At 61.7% G+C, this 22,515-nt stretch carries 26 protein-coding genes; 1 reads left to right on the top strand and 25 read right to left on the bottom strand.

What is annotated here, in order from left to right; genetic code table 11:
- Positions 1-389 precede the first annotated feature (389 nt).
- The gene (locus QK296_RS06040) at positions 390-644 is read left to right on the top strand and encodes a DUF6124 family protein (protein WP_282390702.1); all 255 of its coding nucleotides are present in this window, start codon (positions 390-392) and stop codon (positions 642-644) included.
- A gap of 113 nt (positions 645-757) precedes the next feature.
- Here the strand turns inward: QK296_RS06040 and QK296_RS06035 are convergent, their stop codons facing one another.
- The 25 genes from QK296_RS06035 to fliS all read right to left on the bottom strand — a co-directional run bounded on the left by QK296_RS06035 (position 758) and on the right by fliS (position 22,450).
- A complete protein-coding gene (locus QK296_RS06035) occupies positions 758-961 on the bottom strand; it encodes a cold-shock protein (protein ID WP_057709786.1) in 204 nt (67 codons plus the stop codon).
- A 17-nt stretch (positions 962-978) separates the two neighbouring features.
- Complete coding sequence (locus QK296_RS06030) at positions 979-1,197, bottom strand: cold shock domain-containing protein (RefSeq protein WP_244175815.1); 219 nt, start codon at positions 1,195-1,197, stop codon at positions 979-981.
- A 532-nt stretch (positions 1,198-1,729) separates the two neighbouring features.
- Positions 1,730-2,866: a flagellar biosynthesis protein FlhB gene (flhB, locus tag QK296_RS06025; RefSeq protein WP_003192934.1), complete on the bottom strand. Its 1,137-nt coding sequence runs from the start codon at positions 2,864-2,866 to the stop codon at positions 1,730-1,732.
- Between the two features lie 3 nt (positions 2,867-2,869).
- Complete coding sequence (gene fliR / locus QK296_RS06020) at positions 2,870-3,655, bottom strand: flagellar biosynthetic protein FliR (protein ID WP_003192935.1); 786 nt, start codon at positions 3,653-3,655, stop codon at positions 2,870-2,872.
- 4 nt (positions 3,656-3,659) lie between these two features.
- Positions 3,660-3,929 carry a flagellar biosynthesis protein FliQ gene (fliQ, locus tag QK296_RS06015; protein WP_003192936.1) on the bottom strand — a complete coding sequence of 90 codons (270 nt, stop codon included), beginning with the start codon at positions 3,927-3,929 and terminating at the stop codon, positions 3,660-3,662.
- 4 nt (positions 3,930-3,933) lie between these two features.
- Complete coding sequence (gene fliP / locus QK296_RS06010; protein WP_181282796.1) at positions 3,934-4,677, bottom strand: flagellar type III secretion system pore protein FliP; 744 nt, start codon at positions 4,675-4,677, stop codon at positions 3,934-3,936.
- Positions 4,677-5,111 (bottom strand): flagellar biosynthetic protein FliO, encoded by a 435-nt coding sequence (gene fliO, locus QK296_RS06005; protein ID WP_169855988.1) that lies wholly within the window; start codon positions 5,109-5,111, stop codon positions 4,677-4,679. Before fliO ends, fliP begins: the two co-directional genes overlap by 1 nt.
- Before the next feature lies 1 nt (position 5,112).
- Positions 5,113-5,580: a flagellar motor switch protein FliN gene (fliN, locus tag QK296_RS06000; protein ID WP_003192941.1), complete on the bottom strand. Its 468-nt coding sequence runs from the start codon at positions 5,578-5,580 to the stop codon at positions 5,113-5,115.
- A 43-nt stretch (positions 5,581-5,623) separates the two neighbouring features.
- Entirely contained in the window at positions 5,624-6,592 is a 969-nt protein-coding gene (fliM, locus tag QK296_RS05995) for a flagellar motor switch protein FliM (protein ID WP_003192943.1), read from the bottom strand.
- A 9-nt stretch (positions 6,593-6,601) separates the two neighbouring features.
- Positions 6,602-7,102, bottom strand: coding sequence for a flagellar basal body-associated protein FliL (fliL, locus tag QK296_RS05990; RefSeq protein WP_003192946.1), 501 nt, complete (start codon positions 7,100-7,102; stop codon positions 6,602-6,604).
- A gap of 262 nt (positions 7,103-7,364) precedes the next feature.
- A complete protein-coding gene (locus QK296_RS05985) occupies positions 7,365-8,648 on the bottom strand; it encodes a flagellar hook-length control protein FliK (protein WP_057709784.1) in 1,284 nt (427 codons plus the stop codon).
- A gap of 161 nt (positions 8,649-8,809) precedes the next feature.
- Positions 8,810-9,166 carry an Hpt domain-containing protein gene (locus QK296_RS05980; RefSeq protein WP_057709783.1) on the bottom strand — a complete coding sequence of 119 codons (357 nt, stop codon included), beginning with the start codon at positions 9,164-9,166 and terminating at the stop codon, positions 8,810-8,812.
- 30 nt (positions 9,167-9,196) lie between these two features.
- A complete protein-coding gene (locus QK296_RS05975; protein WP_057709782.1) occupies positions 9,197-10,915 on the bottom strand; it encodes a fused response regulator/phosphatase in 1,719 nt (572 codons plus the stop codon).
- A complete protein-coding gene (locus QK296_RS05970) occupies positions 10,912-11,217 on the bottom strand; it encodes an STAS domain-containing protein (RefSeq protein ID WP_034136115.1) in 306 nt (101 codons plus the stop codon). The genes QK296_RS05975 and QK296_RS05970 overlap by 4 nt, the downstream gene beginning before the upstream one ends.
- A 183-nt stretch (positions 11,218-11,400) precedes the next feature.
- Complete coding sequence (gene fliJ / locus QK296_RS05965; protein WP_003192954.1) at positions 11,401-11,850, bottom strand: flagellar export protein FliJ; 450 nt, start codon at positions 11,848-11,850, stop codon at positions 11,401-11,403.
- Between the two features lie 3 nt (positions 11,851-11,853).
- Complete coding sequence (fliI, locus tag QK296_RS05960; RefSeq protein WP_003192955.1) at positions 11,854-13,212, bottom strand: flagellar protein export ATPase FliI; 1,359 nt, start codon at positions 13,210-13,212, stop codon at positions 11,854-11,856.
- A complete protein-coding gene (gene fliH / locus QK296_RS05955; RefSeq protein WP_003192956.1) occupies positions 13,202-13,966 on the bottom strand; it encodes a flagellar assembly protein FliH in 765 nt (254 codons plus the stop codon). The genes fliI and fliH overlap by 11 nt, the downstream gene beginning before the upstream one ends.
- 10 nt (positions 13,967-13,976) lie before the next feature.
- Positions 13,977-14,993 (bottom strand): flagellar motor switch protein FliG, encoded by a 1,017-nt coding sequence (gene fliG / locus QK296_RS05950; RefSeq protein WP_003192957.1) that lies wholly within the window; start codon positions 14,991-14,993, stop codon positions 13,977-13,979.
- A complete protein-coding gene (fliF, locus tag QK296_RS05945; protein WP_014719351.1) occupies positions 14,986-16,761 on the bottom strand; it encodes a flagellar basal-body MS-ring/collar protein FliF in 1,776 nt (591 codons plus the stop codon). The genes fliG and fliF overlap by 8 nt, the downstream gene beginning before the upstream one ends.
- A 16-nt stretch (positions 16,762-16,777) precedes the next feature.
- On the bottom strand, positions 16,778-17,107 hold the full coding sequence (gene fliE / locus QK296_RS05940; protein ID WP_003192959.1) for a flagellar hook-basal body complex protein FliE: 330 nt from the start codon (positions 17,105-17,107) through the stop codon (positions 16,778-16,780).
- A 283-nt stretch (positions 17,108-17,390) separates the two neighbouring features.
- Positions 17,391-18,770, bottom strand: a complete 1,380-nt coding sequence (locus tag QK296_RS05935) for a sigma-54 dependent transcriptional regulator (protein ID WP_003192962.1) — start codon at positions 18,768-18,770, stop codon at positions 17,391-17,393.
- Between the two features lie 4 nt (positions 18,771-18,774).
- Complete coding sequence (locus QK296_RS05930) at positions 18,775-19,986, bottom strand: ATP-binding protein (protein ID WP_003192964.1); 1,212 nt, start codon at positions 19,984-19,986, stop codon at positions 18,775-18,777.
- A 110-nt stretch (positions 19,987-20,096) separates the two neighbouring features.
- The gene (locus tag QK296_RS05925; protein ID WP_003192966.1) at positions 20,097-21,569 is read right to left on the bottom strand and encodes a sigma-54 dependent transcriptional regulator; all 1,473 of its coding nucleotides are present in this window, start codon (positions 21,567-21,569) and stop codon (positions 20,097-20,099) included.
- A 169-nt stretch (positions 21,570-21,738) separates the two neighbouring features.
- On the bottom strand, positions 21,739-22,035 hold the full coding sequence (locus tag QK296_RS05920) for a hypothetical protein (protein WP_003192968.1): 297 nt from the start codon (positions 22,033-22,035) through the stop codon (positions 21,739-21,741).
- A 25-nt stretch (positions 22,036-22,060) separates the two neighbouring features.
- A complete protein-coding gene (gene fliS / locus QK296_RS05915) occupies positions 22,061-22,450 on the bottom strand; it encodes a flagellar export chaperone FliS (protein ID WP_003192970.1) in 390 nt (129 codons plus the stop codon).
- Between the last annotated feature and the right edge of the window lie 65 nt (positions 22,451-22,515).

The raw sequence follows: 22,515 nt of genomic DNA, 5'->3' as shown, positions 1-22,515 counted from the left end.
CACCGGTATTCCTCGGGTCCTTGAAGCAAAGTTTTGACGCTGGAGGGCGACTTGGAGGCGGGGTTGCAAGAAGCCTTCCAACTTTGGTTCTGTGGTGATCGTCGGGTGGTAACTCATTCAAGTGTGGGAGCTGGCTTGCCTGCGATGGCGGTGTGTCAGTCACGCAGATATTGGCTGTGAGTCAGTCATCGCAGGCAAGCCAGCTCCCACATTTGGATTTGTGTGCAACCGGTATTGCTGAGGAAATTTCTGACAAGGATTTGGGGTTGCCCCTAGGAAACTCGCTCTCTAGTCTCCGTACACCGCTGCAAACGCAGCGGACGGGCGTCGCGGCCCGGATTACCTAGGAGCAAAAGCACCCTCTCCCTTTCAGTAAAAGGAGCTTCACAGTGATCAAACACGCCCCAAATCCCCCCATCCGGCTGTTTACCGTAGCCGACGGCATCAGCAGCGAAGACCTGCTGGTCAACCTCAGCGAAACGCTCGCTTCGGCCAATGCCTTGAGCTGTGACCTGGCCTTGGACCTGGAAGGTTCGAAACGAGAGGAATTGCTCGGCGTTGCGCAGTTGATCGAACTGGCGCAGTTACTGGCTGATCGCTTGCACCTTGGCGCAGCAATGGCGGGCAAAGCAAGCAGCGGATAATACGGGACAAGGGTGGTAGCTGGCTTGCCTGCGATTGTGGTGTGTCAGGCACCGGGATATTGGCTGTGAGTCAGCCATCGCAGGCAAGCCAGCTCCCACACATGATTCGTTTTTTAAACTGGCCGTATATTCGCAGCCTGTCGGCCTTTTGGACCTTGTGTGATTTCAAACTCTACTTTTTGGTTCTCATCCAGGCTCTTGTACCCGTTCGTCTGAATAGCCGAGTGATGGGCAAACACGTCTGCACTCCCATCATCCGGTGTAATAAAACCATACCCCTTATCCGCGTTAAACCATTTCACAGTACCCATTGCCATTGCCGCTCTCCTTACATTTACTCAGAACCCAACCCACCCCGGTGATGCACCCTGACGGGCAACGCATAGATGCCCTTGGGCCGATGGACCATTTGAAACCTCAGTTGCTTACCCACCGACAGCGCCGTGCAACGCCAATCCTTGCGATTGATGAAGACCTCTTCAGTCCCTTCATCCAATTCGATCAGCCAATCGCCCCTGATCCAGTCATAGGATTTGACAGTCCCTGTAGCCACCTTCAATCCCGCTCTCCCTGCCTCTCGTTAACTACATACGTGCAGTGTTTGGTTCAGTCATAGAACAACGGGAAACATCCTTTGGCTACTGTCAGAGTTGACAGGTAGACGCGAGCTGCCGATAGGTGCTAGCGGTGGCGCAACAGACGATTCATGCATCCGATGTATTTTTGCGCTTGCGGGGTTTTCGCGGCTTGGCAGGGGTGGGTGGCAGATCACTGCATTGCGTGCCTGCCGATTGGACGGCAACCGGGTTGCCATCGCGATCCCGGGCAATAAAGCCGATGCCTTTGACCGCATCAAACCACCTGACCGTACCCCTATCCATCACCGCCTCCCGAGTCGTGCAGGGCTGCACGTCTCATCGCTGTATCAAACAGTGAAGGCGGCGTATTGGCTACTGTCAAAGTTGACAGGTTGTAGGAGCGAGCTTGCTCGCGAAGGTGGGTAACGATAACGCAGGGAGTCAGGATGAACGCGGCGACGGGGAGTTTTTCGCGAGCAAGCTCGCTCCTACAGTGGGCAGCAGCGGTCAGGAATCGCGGCGCAGGTCTGGCGGGATCGGCAGGTCTTTGAGCGGATCAGGCCGCTTGCCCTTGCCGGCGCGGTATTGGCGGATCTGGTACACGTAGGCCAACACCTGCGCCACCGCCAGGTACAGGCCGGCCGGGATTTCCTGGTCCAGATCGGTGGAGTAGAAAATCGAACGCGCCAATGCTGGCGACTCCAATAACAGAATGTCGTTGGCCACCGCGATTTCGCGGATTTTCAACGCGGTAAAGTCGCTGCCCTTGGCCAGCAGCATCGGCGCGCCGCCTTTCTCGGGGTCGTACTTGAGGGCCACGGCGTAGTGGGTCGGGTTGGTGATGACCACGTCGGCGTCGGGCACCGAGGCCATCATCTTGCGCTGAGACATTTCCCGCTGCAGTTGGCGGATGCGTTGCTTGACCTCGGGCCGGCCTTCCTGGTCCTTGTGCTCGTCGCGCACTTCCTGCTTGGTCATCAGCAGTTTCTTGTGGCTTTCCCACAGCTGGATCGGCGCATCCACGGCGGCGATCAGGATCAGCCCGAGCGCCATCCACAGCGCGCTCCAGCCCACCACCTGCACGCTGTGGATGATCGCCGACTCCAGCGGCTCATGGGCGATACGCAACAAGTCGTCGATGTCGGACGACAACACCGCCAGGGCCACGAACAGAATCAGGAAAAACTTGGCCAGGGCCTTGAGCAATTCCACCAGGGCCTTGACCGAAAACATGCGCTTGAGCCCCGCCCCGGGGTTCATGCGGCTGAACTTGGGCGCCATGCTGCCCGCAGCAAACAGCCAGCCGCCCAGAGCCACCGGGCCGATCAGCGCGGCGAGCAACAAGGTGATCAGAATCGGCTGCACCGCCAGCAACGCGATCTTGCCCGAGTGCAGCAGGTACTGGGCCATGGCGTCGGGGTTGAGCAACACTTCGCGCGGCAGGCTGAAGTTATGTTTCATCATCTCCAGCAGGTCCAGCGCCAGGCCACCGCCGTAGATCAGCAAGGCGCCGGCGCCAGCGATCATGGTGGCGAAGGTGTTGAGCTCTTTGGAGCGCGCGATCTCGCCCTTTTCCCTGGAGTCCTTTTTACGTTTCTCCGTGGGGTCTTCTGTTTTGTCCTGACCACTCTCGCTCTCGGCCATGGCTCAGCGCGCCCGTGCCAGATCACGTAAGAACTGCAAGGCTTCGCTCGCAAGCGGTTGATACTGATTGAGAATGTCAGCCAGGCCGACCCAGAAAATCCCCATGCCCAACACCAGGGTCAAGGGGAAGCCAATCGAGAAGATGTTCAGTTGCGGCGCCGCACGGGTCATCACGCCAAACGCGATATTGACCACCAGCAGCGCCGTGATCGCCGGCAGCACCAGCAACAGCGCTGCGCCCAGCACCCAACCGAGGCGCCCCACCAGCTCCCAGAAATGGTTGACCACCAACCCCGAGCCCACCGGCAAGGTGGTGAAGCTTTCGGTCAAGACTTCGAACGCCACCAGGTGACCGTTCATGGCCAGAAACAGCAAGGTCACCAGCATGGTCAGAAACTGCCCGATCACCGCCGCTGACACCCCGTTGGTAGGGTCGACCATGGACGCGAAGCCCATGCCCATCTGGATCGAGATGATTTGCCCGGCGATCACAAACGCCTGGAAGAACAACGTGAGGGAAAACCCCAGCATGGCGCCGATCAGGATCTGCTCGGCAATCAGCAGCAAGGCGCTCAGGTCGAGGGCGTTCACTGGCGGCATCGGCGGCAGGCCAGGCACGATCACCACGGTGATCGCCACCGCAAAATACAGGCGCACGCGACGCGGTACCAGGGTGGTGCCGAACACCGGCATAGCCATCAGCATGGCCGTGACGCGAAACAGCGGCAGGATGAACGAGGCCACCCAGGTACTGATCTGGGTGTCGGTCAAGGCCAGCAAGGATTGCATCGGCTCAGCCGATCAACTGCGGAATACTGCCATACAACTGCAGGATGTATTCCATGAAGGTTTGCACCAGCCATGGGCCGGCGACAATCAGGGTCACCAGCATTACCAGCAGGCGCGGCAGGAAGCTTAAGGTTTGTTCGTTGATCTGGGTGGCCGCCTGGAACATCGCCACCAGCAGGCCGACCAACAGGCTCGGCACCACCAGCACGGCAACCATCAGGGTGGTCAGCCACAGCGCTTCACGGAACAGGTCGACGGCGACTTCTGGCGTCATAGCGCTATACCCCTCCGAAACTGCCGGCCAGGGTGCCAATGATCAGCGCCCAGCCGTCCACCAGCACAAACAGCATGATCTTGAACGGCAACGAGATGATCAAAGGCGACAGCATCATCATACCCATGGCCATCAACACGCTCGCCACCACCAGGTCGATGATCAGGAACGGGATGAAGATCATGAAGCCGATCTGGAACGCGGTCTTCAGTTCAGAGGTGACGAACGCCGGCACCAGGATGGTCAGCGGTGCCTGGTCCGGGGTGGAGATGTCGGTGCGCTTGGACAGGCGCATGAACAGCTCAAGGTCGCTGGAGCGGGTTTGCGACAGCATGAAGTCCTTGATCGGGCCCTGAGCCTTGTCGATGGCATCCTGGGCCGTGAGCTTTTCTGCCAGATAAGGTTGCAGGGCTTGCTGGTTCACCTTGTCGAACACCGGCGCCATGATGAACAGCGTCAAAAACAGCGCCATGCCGGTGAGGATCTGGTTCGACGGCGTCTGCTGCAGGCCCAGGGCCTGGCGCAGGATCGAGAAGACGATGATGATCCGCGTAAAGCTGGTCATCAGCATGACGAACGCCGGGATAAAACTCAGCGCCGTCATGATCAGCAGGATCTGCAGGCTGACCGAATATTCCTGCGCGCCCGCCGCATTGGTGCCCAGGGTGATCGCCGGGATCGACAACGGGTCGGCGCCCAGGGCCATCGGCGCGGCCAGCAACAGCATGAGCGTCAACAAAACGCGCATTACTTCTTATCCTTCTGATCCTTGCCCAGCAACTCCATCAGGCGCTGGGCGAATTCTGGCGTGGCGGCTTCGGTCTTGACCGCGTCCACCGGGGTCTTGAGTACATGCAGCGGGGTGATGCGGCCGGGGGTGATGCCGAGCAGGATCTGCTCCTCGCCCACCTGCACCAGCACCAGCCGGTCACGCGGGCCGAGGGCACGCGAGCCCACCAGTTCGATCACCTGGCCGTTGCCCGGGCCGATGCGCTGCACGCGGCGCATCAACCAGGCCAGCAGGAAGATCAGGCCGATCACCAGCAACAGGCCCAGCACCAGTTGCGTCAACTGCCCGCCGACGCTGCCGACCGCTGGCGCCGTAGCCACCTGCGCCACCGGCTCCGCCGCCAGGGCGCTCAATGGCAGCGCCAGCAACAGTCCCGCCATCGAGTACTTCATCTCAGCGCAACTTCTTGATGCGTTCGCTCGGGCTGATCACGTCGGTCAGGCGGATGCCGAACTTCTCGTTGACCACCACCACCTCGCCATGGGCAATCAGGGTGCCGTTGACCAGCACGTCCAACGGCTCGCCGGCCAGGCGGTCCAGCTCGATCACAGAGCCCTGGTTGAGCTGCAACAGGTTGCGGATGTTGATTTCGGTGCTGCCCACTTCCATGGAAATCGACACCGGGATGTCGAGGATCACATCCAGGTTCGGGCCGTCGAGGCTCACCGGGTCGTTGTTCTTCGGCACGCTGCCGAATTCTTCCATGGCCAGGCGGTTGCCGGCCGGCGCGGTGGCGGCGTCGGCGGCCAGCAGCGCGTCGATGTCGTCCTGGCCTACATCGCCGGTTTCTTCCAGGGCCGCAGCCCACTCGTCAGCCAGGGCCTGGTCTTCGGCGGAAGTGTTTTCGTGTTCGGTAGCCATTACATGTCCTCGGCGCAGCAAACAATCATGAATTAGGGTTGAATCAGCGGCGGTTGATCGGCTCAACCACTTGCAGCGCCAGGTTGCCCTTGTGGGAACCGAGCTTGACCTTGAATGACGGCACGCCGTTGGCGCGCATGATCAGCTCTTGCGGCAAGTCGACGGGGATGATGTCCCCAGGCGCCATGTGCAAAATATCCCGCAGGCGCAACTGGCGGCGGGCCACGGTGGCGCTCAGCGGCACGTCGACGTCCAGCAGGTCTTCGCGCAGGGCCTTGACCCAGCGTTCGTCCTGGTCGTCGAGGTCGGACTGGAAACCGGCGTCGAGCATTTCGCGCACCGGCTCGATCATCGAATACGGCATGGTCACGTGCAGGTCGCCACCACCGCCATCGAGTTCGATGTGGAAGGTCGACACCACAATGGCTTCGCTGGGGCCGACGATGTTGGCCATGGCCGGGTTCACTTCCGAGTTGATGTACTCGAAATTGACTTCCATGATCGCCTGCCAGGCTTCCTTCAAGTCGATGAAGGCCTGCTCCAGCACCATGCGCACCACGCGCAGTTCGGTGGGGGTGAATTCACGCCCTTCGATCTTGGCGTGACGGCCGTCGCCACCGAAGAAGTTGTCCACCAACTTGAACACCAGTTTGGCGTCGAGGATAAACAGCGCAGTGCCGCGCAATGGCTTGATCTTGACCAGGTTGAGGCTCGTGGGCACGTACAGCGAGTGCACGTATTCACCGAACTTCATCACCTGCACACCGCCCACGGCCACGTCCGCCGAGCGGCGCAGCATATTGAACATGCTGATGCGGGTGTAGCGGGCAAAGCGTTCGTTGATCATCTCCAGGGTCGGCATGCGCCCCCGTACGATGCGATCCTGGCTGGTCAGGTCATAACTTTTGACGCTGCCGGGTTCGGCAGCCATTTCGGTCTGTACCAGACCATCGTCCACGCCATGCAACAGCGCGTCGATTTCATCCTGGGACAGCAGGTCTTGCACGGCCATGTCGTGATCCTACTGCAATACGAAGTTAGTGAAGAGCGCCTGCTCGACCACGACTTTGCCGAGTTCTTTCTGGGCCACTTCCTGCACGCTGGCAGTGACCTTCTGGCGCAGCATTTCCTGGCCGACGGGCGTGGCCAGGCTGTCGAAGCTCTGCCCGGAGAACAGCATCACCAGGTTGTTGCGGATCACCGGCATATGCACCTTGAGGGCATCGAGGTCCGCCTGGTTGCGCGCCAGCAAGGTGATGCTCACCTGCAGATAGCGTTGGCGACCATTCTGGTTGTAGTTGGCGACAAAGGCCGGAAGCATCTGCTCGAAGATTGCCGGTTGCTTGACGTTGGTGGCAGCTTCGGCGGCGGGCGCCGGTTTGCTCGCACTGCTGTGCATGATGTACCAGGTGCCGCCCACCGAGGCGCCGATGGCCAGGAGCAGGCCCAGCACAATCAACAGGATCAGCTTGAGCTTGCCTTTGCCTGCGGGGGGAGTTGCTGCGTCGTCGCTCTTCGCCATGCCAATAATCCGTCACTATTCGGGGATTCGTAGATCTATGGCAAGGCAAGAGCAAGTGTTATGCCAGAGTTGGCTGGCAGGCGCAGGAAGATGATCGTTCCCACGCTCTGCGTGGGAATGCATCCTGTGACGCTACGCGTCACCGTGCGCAACGGTCGAAAACATCGCCGACTTCGGGACGCGGAGCGTCCGGGGTGGCATTCCCACGCAGAGCGTGGGAACGATCAGCCAGCTCCCACACTGACCGGGTTTGAACAGGAAGTCAGGCGTAGTAGTCGACCGCGCTGGAGCCAATCACGCTCTGACTCACTGGCGCCGCCACTTCGGCCACGTCCACAGGGCCACCGGCGTCGCCGCTGTCAGCACGCCTGCCGCTGCCACTGACGCCCCGCGCCTGGCCCTGCTGTTGTTGCTGGTCCTGCCCCCGCGATTGGTCGGAGACATTCACATCCACCTGCCCCATGCCCTGCTGGGCAAACATCTCCCGCAAACGCCCCGACTGGCTCTCCAGCGCTTCACGCACCACCGCATGGCCGCTCATGAAGTTGACCTGGGCTTGCTGATCCGCCGTCATGTTGACCTTGATATCCAGGCGCCCCAGCTCAGCGGGCTGCAACTGGATCTCGGCCGACTTGAGGTTGGCGCTGGACAGGTACATCACGCGGTTGACCACCTCTTCGGTCCAGCCGCTCTGGTGCATGGCCAGGGGCGCATTGGTGACGGGCGGCAAGGCATTCGCGGTTTTCGGTGTGGCCGCCTGGGTGAGCGCCGCCAGGCGGTTGGCGAAGTCGTCCACACGGGTGTCGCTGCTGGCGTTCTTGAGGTCCTTGAGGCCGTCATCGATCAGCGCGCCGAAGGCCTTGTCACCGCCTTGGTCGGTGCTGTCCTTGGTGGCTTGCTGGTCAACCATGTTGGCTAGGCCAGCGGCAAAGTTCTGCGCAGCGGTCGGTTGGTCCTGGGTGGTGGGCGCGGCTTTCTGCGGCGCCTGGCTGCTGGCCGAGACGTGACCGCCCTGCTCCATCGCCAGGCGCACGGCCGGCATCGAATCCAGCGGGTCAGCCTCGGGGTCGAAGGCCGGCTGCTTGGGCTCCTCGGTCACCGCGATGAGCGGCAGGGCCTGGTCATCTTCGGCAGCGACGGCAGGCGCTTGTACGGGCACAGGGACCGCCACCGGCGTTACGGTGGCAACCAGCGCCGGGTCGGCCACCGGTTGCTGCGCCAGGGACGGGTCGGCCGGTGGCTCGCCTTCACTGTCAGCGTGGTCGTCGCTCTTGGCCGGCTTGGCAGGCAAGGGATTGCCGCTATCGGCAACCGCTGGCGCGCTGGCGGCAGGTTTATCGCTGGCTTCAGCCGCTTTGTCGCGCACGGGTTTGGCTGGCGCGTCGTCGCTCTTGGCCTGCGGTTTGGCAGCTTGCTTGGCAAACACTTGAGCGAAGCCAGCGCCCTTGTCCCGCGGGGCCGCAGGCGCTACCGCAGGCGTGGCGGCCGGCGCTTGAGGCTTGGCCGCGGTGGCAGCCTGAAGGAGCGAATGGGGGGCGACTGGCATAAGTAAGGGTCTCCACTGCATGGGGGTCGGGGATGCAGTCTATGGAGGTAGAGCAAGAGTCGGGCCAGGTTTACAAAATGCCTGGACATATCCGATTCAATGTAGGAGCGAGTTTGCTCGCGAAAAACTCACAGGCGCCGCATTCATCCAGGAAGTACGCGTTATCGTTGACGTTTTTCGCGAGCAAGCTCGCTCCTACATTCATACAGTGGCTTGACCAGCGCGAACTCATGATCAATCTGATCAACCAGTGCACTTAGATCCGAGGCCGCCTCGACGGCCTCGGCCTCCAGCAACTCACACAATTGGGCCAAACGCACCGCCCCTAGATTGCCGCTGCTGCCTTTGAAACTGTGGGCAATCCGCCCCAACGTTTTGGCGTCGCCTCCAGCCTTGCGCAGTGCTGCGACGCGCTCTTGCGAGTCCTCGATAAAGGTGTCGAGCAACGTCGGGTACTCGCTCTCCATGACTTCCTGCAAGTCCGACAACACGTCGGGGTCCAAATGAATCTCAGCCACTTGCTCGCTCCTTGATCAAGAATCGGCGGATTATGCCAGAGCCTCCCAACAAAACTCCACGCAGACACTGCGCCCGCCATCGGACCAGCCTACAGCGCTGCTCAGTTGACGCACCAGGCTAAGACCCCGACCAGACAGACGGTCGATGTCCACGGGGCGGGCCAGCTCCTGTTCCACATCAAAACCCTGCCCGCTGTCTTCGACGCGCAAGGTCAATTTGCCGCCCTTGTCGGTGGGTACCACCTGCACATGCACGCGCACGTAACCGCTGTCCAACTGCGCCAGCCGCTCATGGCGCTGGCGATAATACTGCGCAAACCCCTGGGCATCGCGCTTGAGCCGTGAGTCCAGGCCCAGCACGCCATGCTCCAGCGCGTTGGAATACAACTCGGCCATCACGCTGTAAAGCGCCCCACTCTGCTCACGCAGGCCGTGGATCTCCAGCAGCAGTTGCAGCAGGTACGGCAGCGGGTTGTAGGTTCTGAGGGTCTGGGCGCGAAATTCGAAACTCACCGACCAATCCAGCGGGCACGACTGGCCGCTGTCAGCATACATCGGCTCGGCCGCCCGCAAGGGCTGGCCTGCCTGCAACGTGATCTCGACCATGCTGACGTCATCGCGCGCCTGGCCGCGAAAGGCCGCCAGGGCCTGCTCGATGTCCTCGAACAGGCGGTCAGGCTCGCGGTTGGCGGCGAACACCTGCTGCAAGCGCTCGGCGCCGAACAGTTGATCGTTGGCGTCAGCGGTGTCCAGCACACCATCGGAGAGCAAAAACACCCGGTCGCCCAACGCCATGGGCCAGACCTCGGTACTGTCATCGAACGCCTCTGCCGACAACACCCCCAAGGGCAGGTGCCGCGACATCAACGGCGTGCGCCTGCCGGTGGCGACTTCATGCACATAGCCTTCGGGCATGCCGCCGTTCCACACTTCCACCGCCCGCCGCTGGGCGCTCAGGCACAGCAAGGTGGCGCAGCAGAACATGTCCACCGGCAGGATGCGCTTGAGCTTGGCGTTCATTTCCCGCAGGGTCTGCGTGAGGCCGTAGCCCTTGGCGGTCATGCCGTAGAACACTTCGGCCAGGGGCATGGCGCCGATGGCGGCCGGCAAGCCATGGCCGGTGAAATCCCCGAGCAGCACGTGCATGTCACCCGATGGCGTGTAGGCCGCCAGCAACAAGTCACCGTTGAACAGCGCATAAGGCGATTGCAGGTAGCGAATATTCGGCGCGGCGTTGATACAACCGGAATGGGCGACCTTGTCGAACACCGCCTTGGCCGCCCGCTGTTCATGCATCAGGTGTTCGTGATGCTTGGCGATCAGGTCACGCTGTTGCAAAACCGTGGCCTGCAGGCGGCGCAGGCGGTCCATGGCGTTGATCTTCGCCGCCAGGATCAAGGGGTTATAGGGCTTGGGCAAAAAGTCATCGCCACCGGCGTCCAGGCACTGGGCCAGGGCTTCGCTTTCGCGCAGCGAGGTGAGGAAGATGATCGGCACCAGCGCCTCCCCCGCCAATTGCTTGATCTGCCGCGCGGCTTCAAAGCCGTCCATCACCGGCATCAGCGCGTCCATCAACACCAGTTGCGGGCGCTCACGGGCAAACACCTCAATCGCTTCGGCGCCATTGCTGACAGTCAGCACCTGATGGCCCTGGCGGCGGATGATGCTCGCCAGCAACAGGCGGTCGGCGGCGCTGTCTTCGGCGATCAGGATGGTCAGCGCTTCCAGGACCGGGGCCAGGGCGCTCAACTGATGTCGAACAGCTTGTCGAAGTTGGAGATGGCGAGGATCTTGCGAACGTCGGAGTTGCTGTTCGTCACGCGGACCTCGGCGTCATCGCCGCCGGCATGATCACGTAGCAACAGCAGCATGCCGAGGGCTGAACTGTCCATGTAGGTGGCCTCCTTGAGATCGACGATATAGATCTCGGGGACCTTGTAGAAACGCTCGTAGGCCTCCCGAAACGCCTGGTGGCTGCCGAAATCGAACCGGCCCCTGATTGCGATCGTCAACTTCTTCCCATCCAGGGATACTTCTGACTCGACTGACATGTGACTGCTTCCTTGTCATTGCACTAGACACAAGGTGTAGCAGCTGAAGAGCATCTGAGCAACACAGTGAATCAACTGTGGGAGCTGGCTTGCCTGCGATGGCGGCGTGTCAGCCACGGAATCTCTAACTGAACCACCGCTTTCGCAGGCAAGCCAGCTCCCACACTGGGTTTGTAGTGCCGATTAGAACTGTTCTGGGCGGGGAAGGCGTTGGGACAATTCATCGAGCAGCTTTTGCTCGCGCTTGTCTTCGATGGCGCGCGCTTCGTCGATGTAGCGCTGCACCAGTTTGCGCAGCCCCTCGACCCGGGCAAACGCCTGTTGCCAGGCCTCGCGGGCTTTGTCGAGGTTGGCCTCGTGCCAGGCCAGGCTCTGGCGTTGCTGACCAACGGCGGTTTCAAGCTGATTGAGAAAGCCCTGGTATCCCATCAGCCACTGGCCGGACACACCCTGGCTGCCGCGCTCGATCCACTGTTGCTGGTACTCGCCACGAAAGCGCTCCAGGTCGCCCAGCTTGCTTTGGGCCAAACGCACCTGGCCCTGGAAGTAGCCAAGGCGCTGTACGGCGGCTTTCTCGGCCTTTTCGGCCATGTCCACCACTGGGGCCAGGCGCGCGGCGCGGCTGTTGGCCATGGCTTAGCCGCCCGGCGCCGGGGCGAAGATGGACTGCAAGTGCGACTGGCTCTCGCCCATGGTGATCTTGTCGTTGAGACCCTGGCGCAGGTAGGTCACCAGTTGCGGCTGCAAGGCGATGGCCAGGTCGGTGTCGCGGTCGCCACCGGCCACATAGGCGCCGACGCTGATCAGGTCACGGCTTTGCTGGTAGCGCGACCACAGCTGCTTGAACTGCTGGGCACGAGCCATATGCTCCGGCGTGACCACCGCCGGCATCACCCGGCTGATGGACGCTTCGATATCGATGGCTGGGTAATGCCCCTCTTCCGCCAGGCGCCGCGACAGCACGATGTGGCCGTCGAGCACGCCCCGGGCCGAGTCGGCAATCGGGTCCTGTTGGTCGTCGCCTTCAGACAACACGGTATAGAACGCGGTGATCGAGCCACCGCCGGCTTCGGCATTACCGGCACGCTCCACCAGCTTGGGCAACTTGGCAAATACCGACGGCGGGTAACCTTTGGTCGCGGGCGGTTCACCGATGGCCAGGGCGATCTCGCGCTGGGCCTGGGCGAAACGCGTGAGCGAGTCCATCAGCAACAGGACGTTCTTGCCCTTGTCGCGAAAATATTCGGCGATGCGCGTGCAGTACATCGCCGCGCGCAATCGCATCAGCGGTGCATCGTCTGCCGGAGAAGCGACGACAACGGAACGCTTGAGCCCTTCCTCACCGAGGCTGTGCTCGATGAACTCCTTCACTTCGCGGCCCCGCTCGCCGATCAGCCCCACCACGATGATGTCGGCCTCGGTAAAGCGCGTCATCATGCCCAGCAACACCGACTTACCCACGCCGGTACCGGCGAACAGGCCCAGGCGCTGGCCGCGACCGACCGTCAATAAACCGTTGATGCTGCGAATGCCCACGTCCAGCGGCACGCTGATGGGGTTGCGTTTGAGCGGGTTGATGGTGGGGCCGTCCATCGGCACCCAGTCTTCGGCCTTCATGCCGCCCTTGCCGTCCAGCGCACGACCGGCACCATCGAGTACGCGGCCCAGCATGCTCATGCCCATGGGCAGGCGGCCAGTGTCGGCCAGCGGCACCACGCGGGCGCCAGGGGCAATGCCGGCGAGGCTGCCGACCGGCATCAGGAAGATCTTGCTGCCCGAAAAGCCCATCACCTCGGCTTCGACCTGCACCGGGTGGTAGCTGTCGTCGTTGATCACCAGGCAGCGGCTGCCCATGGCGGCGCGCAGGCCCTCGGCTTCGAGGGTCAGGCCGACCATGCGCAACAGGCGCCCTTCGAGGATCGGCTGGCCGGGCAACTCGGTGGCCTCGGCGTAGCTGCCCAGGCGCTTGGCGAAGCTGGTGCGATCAAGGCGCATCGGTGGCGTCCAGGTCAACGCTCAGATCCGGCTCGGCGGGGTGCAGGGCTTGTTCATGCAGTTGATCGAACAACTTGGCCATGATCTGGCTGATGCGGGTTTCCACCGTCGCATCGATGCGGCTGTGTTCGGTCTCGACGCGGCAACCGCCGGGCTGCAACGAAGCGTCTTCGACGATGCGCCAGGTTTCTTCATGGCGCTCGCGCAGGGCTTTGACCTGTTCGAAATCCTGGGGGTTGATGTACAGCCGCACATTGCCGACGCCCAGGGGCAGCAGCTTGAGGGCTTCACGCATCACCGCTTCGATCTGGCTGGAGTCGAGCACCAGTTCGCGCTGGATCACTTGGCGCGCGATGTGCTGCACCAGGCCGACCATGGATTTTTCCAGCTGTGAGTCCTGTTCGGCGATAGGGTCGAACAGGTTACCCATCAGGCGCTCCAGGCTACCCAGCTTGGTGGCCAGCGCCGCCTCGGCTTCCTGGCGAACCTTGAGGGTGGTGCTGCGAAAGCCGTCTTTTTCCCCCGCCGCAAAGCCTTCGTTATAGGCCTCCTGGCGGATAGTTTCCAACTCTTCGAGGGTCAGTGGCTGGACTTCATCCAGCGGCACTTCTTCCATTTCCGCCGGTGGTTCCTCCACCGGTTCAGGCTCGGGCTCCGGCACATGGGGGTCGAAGCTGGGCAGCGACCAGATGTCAAAGCCGCCGACATCCCGCGCGCGAATCAGATCGCTAGGCGCCTCATCTTTATTCGACATGCAAGGCGCCTTAGATCATTTCTTCGCCGCCCTTCCCGCCGAGAACGATTTCTCCGGCTTCGGCCATACGGCGGGCAATGGTGAGGATTTCCTTCTGGGCGGTTTCCACGTCGCTGACGCGCACCGGGCCCTTGGCTTCCAGGTCGTCGCGCAACAGCTCCGAGGCGCGCTTGGACATGTTCTTGAAGATCTTTTCTTTGACGTTTTCGTCCGAGCCCTTGAGCGCCAGCACCAGAACGTCCGAGGACACTTCGCGCAGCAGCGCCTGGATGCCACGGTCGTCGACATCGGCCAGGTTGTTGAACACGAACATCAGGTCTTCGATCTGGCCGGACAGGGTGTCGTCGATCTCGCGGATCGAGTCCATCAACTGGCCTTCCACCGAGCTGTCGAGGAAGTTCATGATGTCGGCCGCGCGCTTGATACCACCCAGGGTGGTGCGCGAGGCGTTGGAATTGCCGGAGAACTGCTTCTCCAGAATGGTGTTGAGTTCTTTGAGCGCCGCCGGCTGCACGGTGTTGAGCGACGACACGCGCAGGATGATGTCCAGGCGCACTTTATGGTCGAAGTGGCCGAGCACTTCGCCGGCCTGGTCCGGGTCCAGGTAGGCCACCACGATCGCCTGGATCTGTGGGTGCTCGTAGCGGATCACGTCGGCCACTGCCCGCGGTTCCATCCACTTGAGGCTGTCCAGGCCGCTGGTGTTGCCACCCAGCAGGATGCGGTCGATCAGGCCGTTAGCCTTGTCTTCGCCCAGGGCCGAGGTGAGCATCTTGCGAATGTAGCTGTCGGAGCCGACGCCCAGGCTGGTCTGGTCGCCGACGATCTCGACGAACTCGCTCATCACCTGCTCGACTTGCTCGCGGTGCACATTGCGCATCTGCGCCATGGCCACGCCGACACGCTGGACCTCTTTGGGGCCCATGTGGCGCAGCACTTGGGCCGCGTCGGTTTCACCCAGGGACAGCAGCAGCACGGCGGCTTTGTCGACCCGGGACAGCTTGGCCACAGCGGCTCGATCATTCATCTGCGTTAATCCACTCTTTCACGACCTGGGCCACACGGCCCGGGTCTTCTGCCACCAGACTCTTGATTGCGTTCAACTGAGCGTCATAGCCTTCGCTCGGGCTTGGCAACAGGATGCTTTGCGGGCCGCCGAGGCTGACCCGGTCGTTGGCCAGTTCGCCGTCCAGGCCGCCCATGCCACCCAACTCGACGTCGCCACCGGCCAGTGCCAGTTGCTTCTTGCCGCCACCGGTGATGTTGTTGAGCACCGGGCGCAATACGCCAAACACCAGCACCAGGATAAACAACACGCCCAGTACTTGCTTGACGATGTCCCAGAACCACGGCTGGGTGTAGAACGCCGGGTCAGCGATGACTTCACCGCGCTCGGCGGAGAACGGCATGTTGATCACGCTGACACTGTCGCCACGGCTGGCGTCGAAGCCAACGGCGTCCTGCACCAGGCGGGTGAAACGGGCCAGTTCGTCAGCCGTCCACGGCGCACGGGTCACCGCGCCGTCCGCTGGGTTGACCTTGACCTGGTCATCGACCACCACCGACACCGACAGGCGATTGATCTTGCCCTGCTGCTGCTTGGTGTGGCTGATGGAACGGTCGAGTTCGAAGTTCTTGGTGGACTGGTTACGCTTGTCCGCAGGGTATGGCGCAAGCATCGGCTGGCCGGTGGCCGGGTCCATGATCTGCTGGCCGTTGGCGTCCAGCAACGGCTGGCCAGGCTGGATCGCGCCAGCGGTAGCGGCGGCGCCACCGGTGGTCTGCGGTGCCGAGGCCGGCGCAGGCGGCTGGTTGCTCAGGGCGCCCGGCACACCTTGGGGGCCATTGCTGGCAGTGCGTTGTTCGCTGGTGGACTGCTCGCTGCGCAGGGCCGGTTGGTCGGGGTTGAACTGCTCGGAAGTGGACTCGACGGCGCTGAAATCCACATCGGCCGACACTTCAGCCTTGTAGCGGTCGTTGCCCAGTACCGGTTGCAGGATGTTATGCACGCGCTGGGTGAGCATGCTTTCCATGCGGCGGCTGTAGTCGAATTGCTTGCCGGCCTGGGTCAGCGCGGAGTTTTCGGCCATGTCGGACAGCAGGTTGCCCTTCTGGTCCACCACGGTGATTTGCGACTTGCTCAATTCGGGAACACTGGTGGCCACCAGGTTGACGATCGCCAGTACCTGACCAGGCTCCAGGGAGCGGCCAGCAAACAACTCGACCAAGACCGAGGCGCTGGGCTTGCGTTCGTCACGCACGAACACCGAGCTTTTCGGAATCGCCAGGTGCACACGGGCAGCCTTGACGTTATTCAGGCTGGAAATGGTGCGCGCCAGTTCGCCTTCCAGACCACGACGATAACGGGTGGCTTCCATGAACTGGCTGGTGCCCAGGCCCTGGTCTTTGTCGAGGATTTCAAAACCGATATTGCTGTCGGACGGCGCCACGCCAGCGGCGGCCAGCTTCATCCGTGCGCGGGCCACATCATCGGCCTTGACCAGCAAGGCGCCGGAGTTGGGCTCCACGGTGTAGGCGATGTCGGCGGCGGCGAGGGTTTCCATGATCTGCTTGGAATCCATGCCCGACAGGCTGCCGTACAGGGGGCGGTAATCGGGTTGCTGCGACCACAGCACCACGGCAAAACCAATCGCCACGCTGGCTGCCAGGCCCACCATCAGGCCCACCTGACGCAGCATGGTCATTTCCGAGAGGTTTTCCAGGAACGACAGGCCAAACAACGGCGGCTTGCCGTCGGCCTTGGCGGGGAGGTTGTCGGAGACTGCTTCAGCCATGACTTAAATCTCGTCCTTAAACCGGCATCTGCATGATGTCTTGATACGCCTGAACCAGCTTGTTACGCACTTGGGTCAAGGCTTGGAAGGACACGCTGGCCTTCTGCGAAGCGACCATCACATCGGTGAGGTCCACGCCGCTTTTACCGATCTCGAAGGCCGTCGCCAACTGGCTGGACGCCTGCTGGGTATCGCTGACTTTATTGATTGCCTGACCGAGCATGTCGGCAAAATTGCTTTGGCCCAATTCCGGCGCTGGCGCGACGGATTTCGGTTGAGCCATGGCATCCATTTGCATGGCGCGCATATCCAACATCAACCGATTGAACTCAATACCCTGGCTCATGACCTTCTCTCTCCGACGACCCGCAATTTTTTGACACTACGCAGCGGTTACCAGGGGTGGTAGCAACAAGGGTGCCAGCTCTGGAGCAACTCGTAAGAAAAGGCGACAAAGCTTGTCGAACTTGTTACCGCAAGTTTTTTGCGCCCTTCTTCCCGCACGTTTTTTTGTAGGAGCGAGCTTGCTCGCGAAAAACGTCAACGATAACGCGCGCTTCCAGCATGCCCGCGGCGCCTATGGACTCTTCGCGAGCAAGCTCGCTCCTACACACGGGATTGGCGCGAGGTCAGGTGGCGAAAAGATAGGCTTCCACGTCCATCCCGGCATCGCGCATCTGCGCCAGCTTGTAGCGCAAGGTGCGCGGGCTGATGCCCAGGCGCTCGGCCGCTTCTTTGCGGCGGCCGCGCTCGGCGCGCAGGGTGTCGATGATCATCTGGAATTCACGGCGGCGCAGGTCATCGCCCAGGGCTCCGGCCGATTCTGCCTCGGCGACCACGGGAGCCGGGGCCAGGCTCGGCAGCGGCGCAGCGCCATTGCCCATGGCCAGGCAAAAGTCTTGCGGCTGGATCAAACCGCCCTGCTGCAAAATCAACGCACGCTGGATCGCATTGTCCAGCTCGCGCACGTTGCCCGGCCATGGATAACTGACCAGGCACGCCTGGGCCTCGGGTGATAAACGCGCCTGGGCATGCTTCATTTTTTTGACGTGGTTGTTCAGCAGGCGCTCGGCCAAGGGGATGATATCCGCCGGGCGCTCGCGCAATGGGCGCCAGGCCAGCGGGAACACCGACAGCCGGTAGAACAGGTCTTCACGAAAGCGCCCCGCCGCTACTTCGCCCGCGAGGTCGCGGTTGGTGGTGGCGACCACGCGGATATCCAGCTGGATCGGCTTGCGTGCACCCACGCGCTCTACTTCACGCTCCTGCAATACGCGCAGCAACTTGGCTTGTAGGCCCAGGGGCATTTCCGAGATTTCGTCGAGCAGGATGGTGCCGCCGTCGGCCTGTTCGAACTTGCCGGCCTGGGCCGCGATGGCGCCGGTGAACGAGCCCTTTTCATGGCCGAACAAGGTAGCTTCGAGCATGTTGTCGGGGATCGCCGCACAGTTGATCGCGATGAACGGTTGCTTGGCACGGCCCGATTGCTGGTGGATATACCGCGCCAGCACTTCTTTACCGGTGCCAGACTCGCCGGAAATCAGCACGGTGGAATCACTGCGCGCTACCCGCGCTGCCAGTTCCAGCAATTGCGCGCTGGCCGGTTCAAAGGCAATCGGGCCATCGCCGTCGGCTGCGGGCATCACGCCGAGGGCATGCCGGGCCACCAGCTCGATCAACGCCCTGGGTTCGAACGGCTTGACCAGGTAATCGGCTGCGCCTTGACGCATGGCATCCACCGCCCGCTCCACCGCGCCATGGGCGGTCATCAGCAGCACCGGCAGTTGCGGCTGACGCACCCGCAGCAGGCCGAGCAACTGGTGGCCGTCCATGCCGGGCATGTTGACGTCGCTGACCACCAGGCTGAAGGTTTCCTGTTCGACCGCCTCCAAGGCTTCCTCGGCAGAGCCGACCGCACGGTAGTCATGGCCCGCTAGCAGCAGCGTGTCAGCCAATGCTTCACGCAGGGCGCGATCGTCTTCCACCAATAAAACCTTGATAGTTTTCATCCTCTTACTCCGCGCTTGCCGCACTGGTAAACAGCGGCAAGCTCATCAATGCACAGGTGCCACGCCCCACGCGGGAACGCAGCTGCAATTGTCCCTGATGGGCACGGGCCACGGCCTTGACCACGGTCAGGCCCAGGCCAGTGCCGTTGGTCTTGGTGGTAAAAAACGGCTCGCCCAGGCGCTGCAGCACCTGCGGGGCAATACCGCTGCCGCTGTCGCTGACGCACAGGCGCAGGGTTTGCTCGCGGGTGTACAGGTGCACCTTCAATCGCGCACCTGGGCCACTGGCCTGGGTGGCGTTCTCGATCAGGTTGAGCAGCGCGCCCACCAGGGTGTCACGGTTGCACAGCAATTCGCCCTGGTGGCTGTCGCATTGCCAACGCAGGTTGGCCTCTTGCACATGGGTCGCCGCTGCCGCTTGCAGCGACTGCATCAAGCCGGCAGGGGTAACGCGATCGGTCAGCGGAAGTTCGCCGCGGGCAAACACCAGCATGTCGCGCACTTGGTGTTCCAACTCATGCAAGCGCTCCTTGAGGCGCCCGGCAAAGCGTTGGTGGGTGGCCGCCGGTAATTGCTCGTCAGTCAAATGGCTGGCGTAGATCAATGCCGCCGATAATGGCGTACGAATCTGATGCGCCAAGGAAGCGACCATCCGGCCCAAGGACGACAGCCGCTCATGGCGGGCCAACTGATCTTGCAGGTGCCGGGTTTCTGTCAGGTCATTGAGCAGCACGAGCTGGCCAGGCTCGGCGTCCAGGGAACGGGTGGCGATGGACAGCCGGCGCCCGTCCTTGAGAGAGACTTCGTGGCCGTCGTCTTCACGGGGGGCAAAACAGCGGGTGATGACTTCACGCCACAGCTCGCCTTCCAGCGGCAGGCCGAGCAGGTCGCAGGCGGCCGGGTTGGCTTCGCGCACACGGCCCTGGTCGTCGATGACGATCACGCCACCGGGCAATAGGTCGAGCAGGTTTTGCAGGCGGTTGGCCAGACGCTCTTTCTCGGCCAGCTCTTGCATACGCTGGGCGCTGACCACCGCCAGTTCGCCTTTAAGCTCGGAAACCCGAGCCTCAAGCAGGCTGTAGGAGTCGGTCAGCTGGCTCGACATCTGGTTGAACTGCGAGAACGCGTGCTCCAGGCCCTGGCGGGTTGGCGGTTCTACAGGCGAAACCAGCCCCTGGATGGCAGGGGCCGAAGATAGTTGGGCGGCGTGGGGCATGATGCTCTCTCGCTTGGCTGACCGTCAGTTAAACGGAACGTTGCGAGGGCTGTAGCAATACCCGTGCCGAAAAAAATCTAGCTATAAATCAAGTAGTTGAAAAAAAGGCGTCAATCATCCGCCTGTTCATCACCTTCTTTGCGGCTCATACCGTACTTGCGCATCTTCTCCACCAGGGTGGTACGACGGATGCGCAGGCGCTCGGCGGCGCGGGCCACGATGCCATGGGCATCGTCCAGGGCCTGCTGGATCAACCCTTGTTCCAGGTTGCCGAGGTAGTCCTTGAGGTCCAGGCCTTCGGGCGGCAACATCGCGGTGGCGCCGAAGTCCGGGGTATGCCCGTTGATCGCCACGCGCTCTTCCATGTCGCTGCGCAGGCTGTCCATCTGCTCGTCTTCGTCGTCGACGTAGCGGAATTTCTTCGGCAACTCGACCACGCCGATCACCCCGTACGGATGCATGATCGCCATGCGCTCCACCAGGTTGGCCAGTTCGCGGACGTTGCCCGGCCAGCCGTGGCGGCACAGGGACATGATTGCCGCGGAGTTGAAGCGAATGGAGCCACGCTTTTCGTGCTCCATGCGCGAGATCAGTTCGTTCATCAGCAACGGGATGTCTTCCACGCGCTCACGCAGCGGGGCCATCTCGATAGGGAATACGTTGAGGCGGTAGTACAGATCTTCGCGGAAGCTGCCGACCTCGATCATGCTTTCGAGGTTCTTGTGGGTGGCTGCAATGATGCGCACGTCCACGCTCTGGGTCTTGTTGCTGCCCACGCGCTCGAAGGTGCGCTCCTGCAATACGCGCAGCAGCTTGACCTGCATCGGCAGCGGCATGTCGCCGATTTCGTCGAGGAACAGGGTGCCGCCATTGGCCAGCTCAAAGCGCCCGGCACGGCTGGTGATCGCCCCGGTAAAGGCGCCCTTCTCGTGGCCGAACAATTCGCTTTCCAGCAGCTCTGCCGGGATCGCCCCGCAGTTGACCGGCACGAAGGGCCCGTCGCGGCGCTTGGAGTGATAGTGCAGGTTGCGCGCGACCACTTCCTTGCCGGTGCCCGACTCGCCGAGGATCAGCACGCTGGCGTCGGTGTCGGCCACTTGCTGCATCATCTGGCGCACGTGCTGGATGGCACGGCTGGTGCCGACGAGGCTGCGAAACAGGTTGGGTTCACGGTGACGGCCGCGCTCGCGGGCCTGGTCGTACATCTCGCGATAGACCTGGGCGCGGTGCAGGGAATCGAGCAATTTGCTGTAGCTGGGCGGCATTTCCAGGTTGGAAAGCACGCGGCGGCGCTGGTCTTCCGGCAGGTCCACGGAAGAAATATCGCCCATCAGCAACACCGGAAGGAACTCATCCCAGGTAGACAGTGTCTTTAACAGGCCCAGAACTGCGCCAGGAGCGTTTACCGTCCCGATCAATACGCAAATGACTTCACGGCTCGACGACAACGAGCTGACCGCCTGCTGCCAATCGTGGCTGCCGCAGGGTAAATTTTCTTCACCGAGAAAATTTAAAATCACCGCTAAATCGCGGCGGCGGACGCTATCGTCATCGATCAGCAGAATTTTGGTTTCACGCCACATGCAATAGCAACTTCCCTAGTAAAACTTCCTGCCCCGGAATGAGGGCAATCTAGACGTCTGTAAGATTTCTTACCTTCTAGACGTCTGAAATCTGAAAACAGCACTAGTTAAGTCAAAAATGTTGGCACAGTCAAATATATGACGCGCCGTTCGGATTAACTGCGCCCGTTCAACCGAACAGATGGTAAACCTTTGACGCATTTTTCGCTTGGTTGATCTGCGACATCTCTTCGAAAATCGCCTGGCGCTCGCCGGTCGTCACCTCCAGCAACTGCCGATACACCACCAGCAGGCTTTCCAGCTTTTCGCGCAGTGCATCCTCATCTACCGGCGCCTCGCTGAGCACCTCATCAATCACCGCTCGACACCCCAGGTCCAACTCGCCGACAGCTTCCCAGTTGCGCTCGGCCAGCGCGCCGATCAGGGCTTCGCGGGTTTCGTCGATGCGTTGCAGTGCGTGGCTCATGATGTGTACCTCAAGGCAATCGGCCTTATTGTGGAGCGATGGCATCCCAGCCGGTCTTGACGGTGATCAGCAGACGGGCGACTTCGTCGATAGCGTCTGCGTCATTTCTCGCATTGGCTTGCACCAGGCGCGTATTCATATATTCGTAAAGGCTGTCCAATTGCTGGATGGCCGCTGGATCTTCCGCTTTCTCTTCGTCCAGGCCTTGGCGCAACCCAGTGATGATGTCGATTGCCTTGGTAATCAGCACACACTTTTGCGCGGTGTCACCACGAGACATGGCACCCTTAGCCTGCGCCAAGCGATCAAGGCCACCCTCAAGCAGCATCTGGATCAGACGATGAGGGCTGGCCTCAGATACCTGAGCATGGGAATTGACCTTCTGGTACTGACGAAGGGCTTTCATCGGATTCATGTTGCTACCTCGTTAAACGCCAAGAGCGAATAGGTTTTCTCTAACCAGCTTTTCGACCATGACGC

This window comes from Pseudomonas sp. AL10 (genome assembly GCF_029960685.1).
Classification (GTDB): domain Bacteria; phylum Pseudomonadota; class Gammaproteobacteria; order Pseudomonadales; family Pseudomonadaceae; genus Aquipseudomonas; species Aquipseudomonas lactis.
The sequence above is the reverse complement of the archived record's forward strand: the minus strand, read 5'-3'. Positions and strand labels throughout refer to the sequence as shown.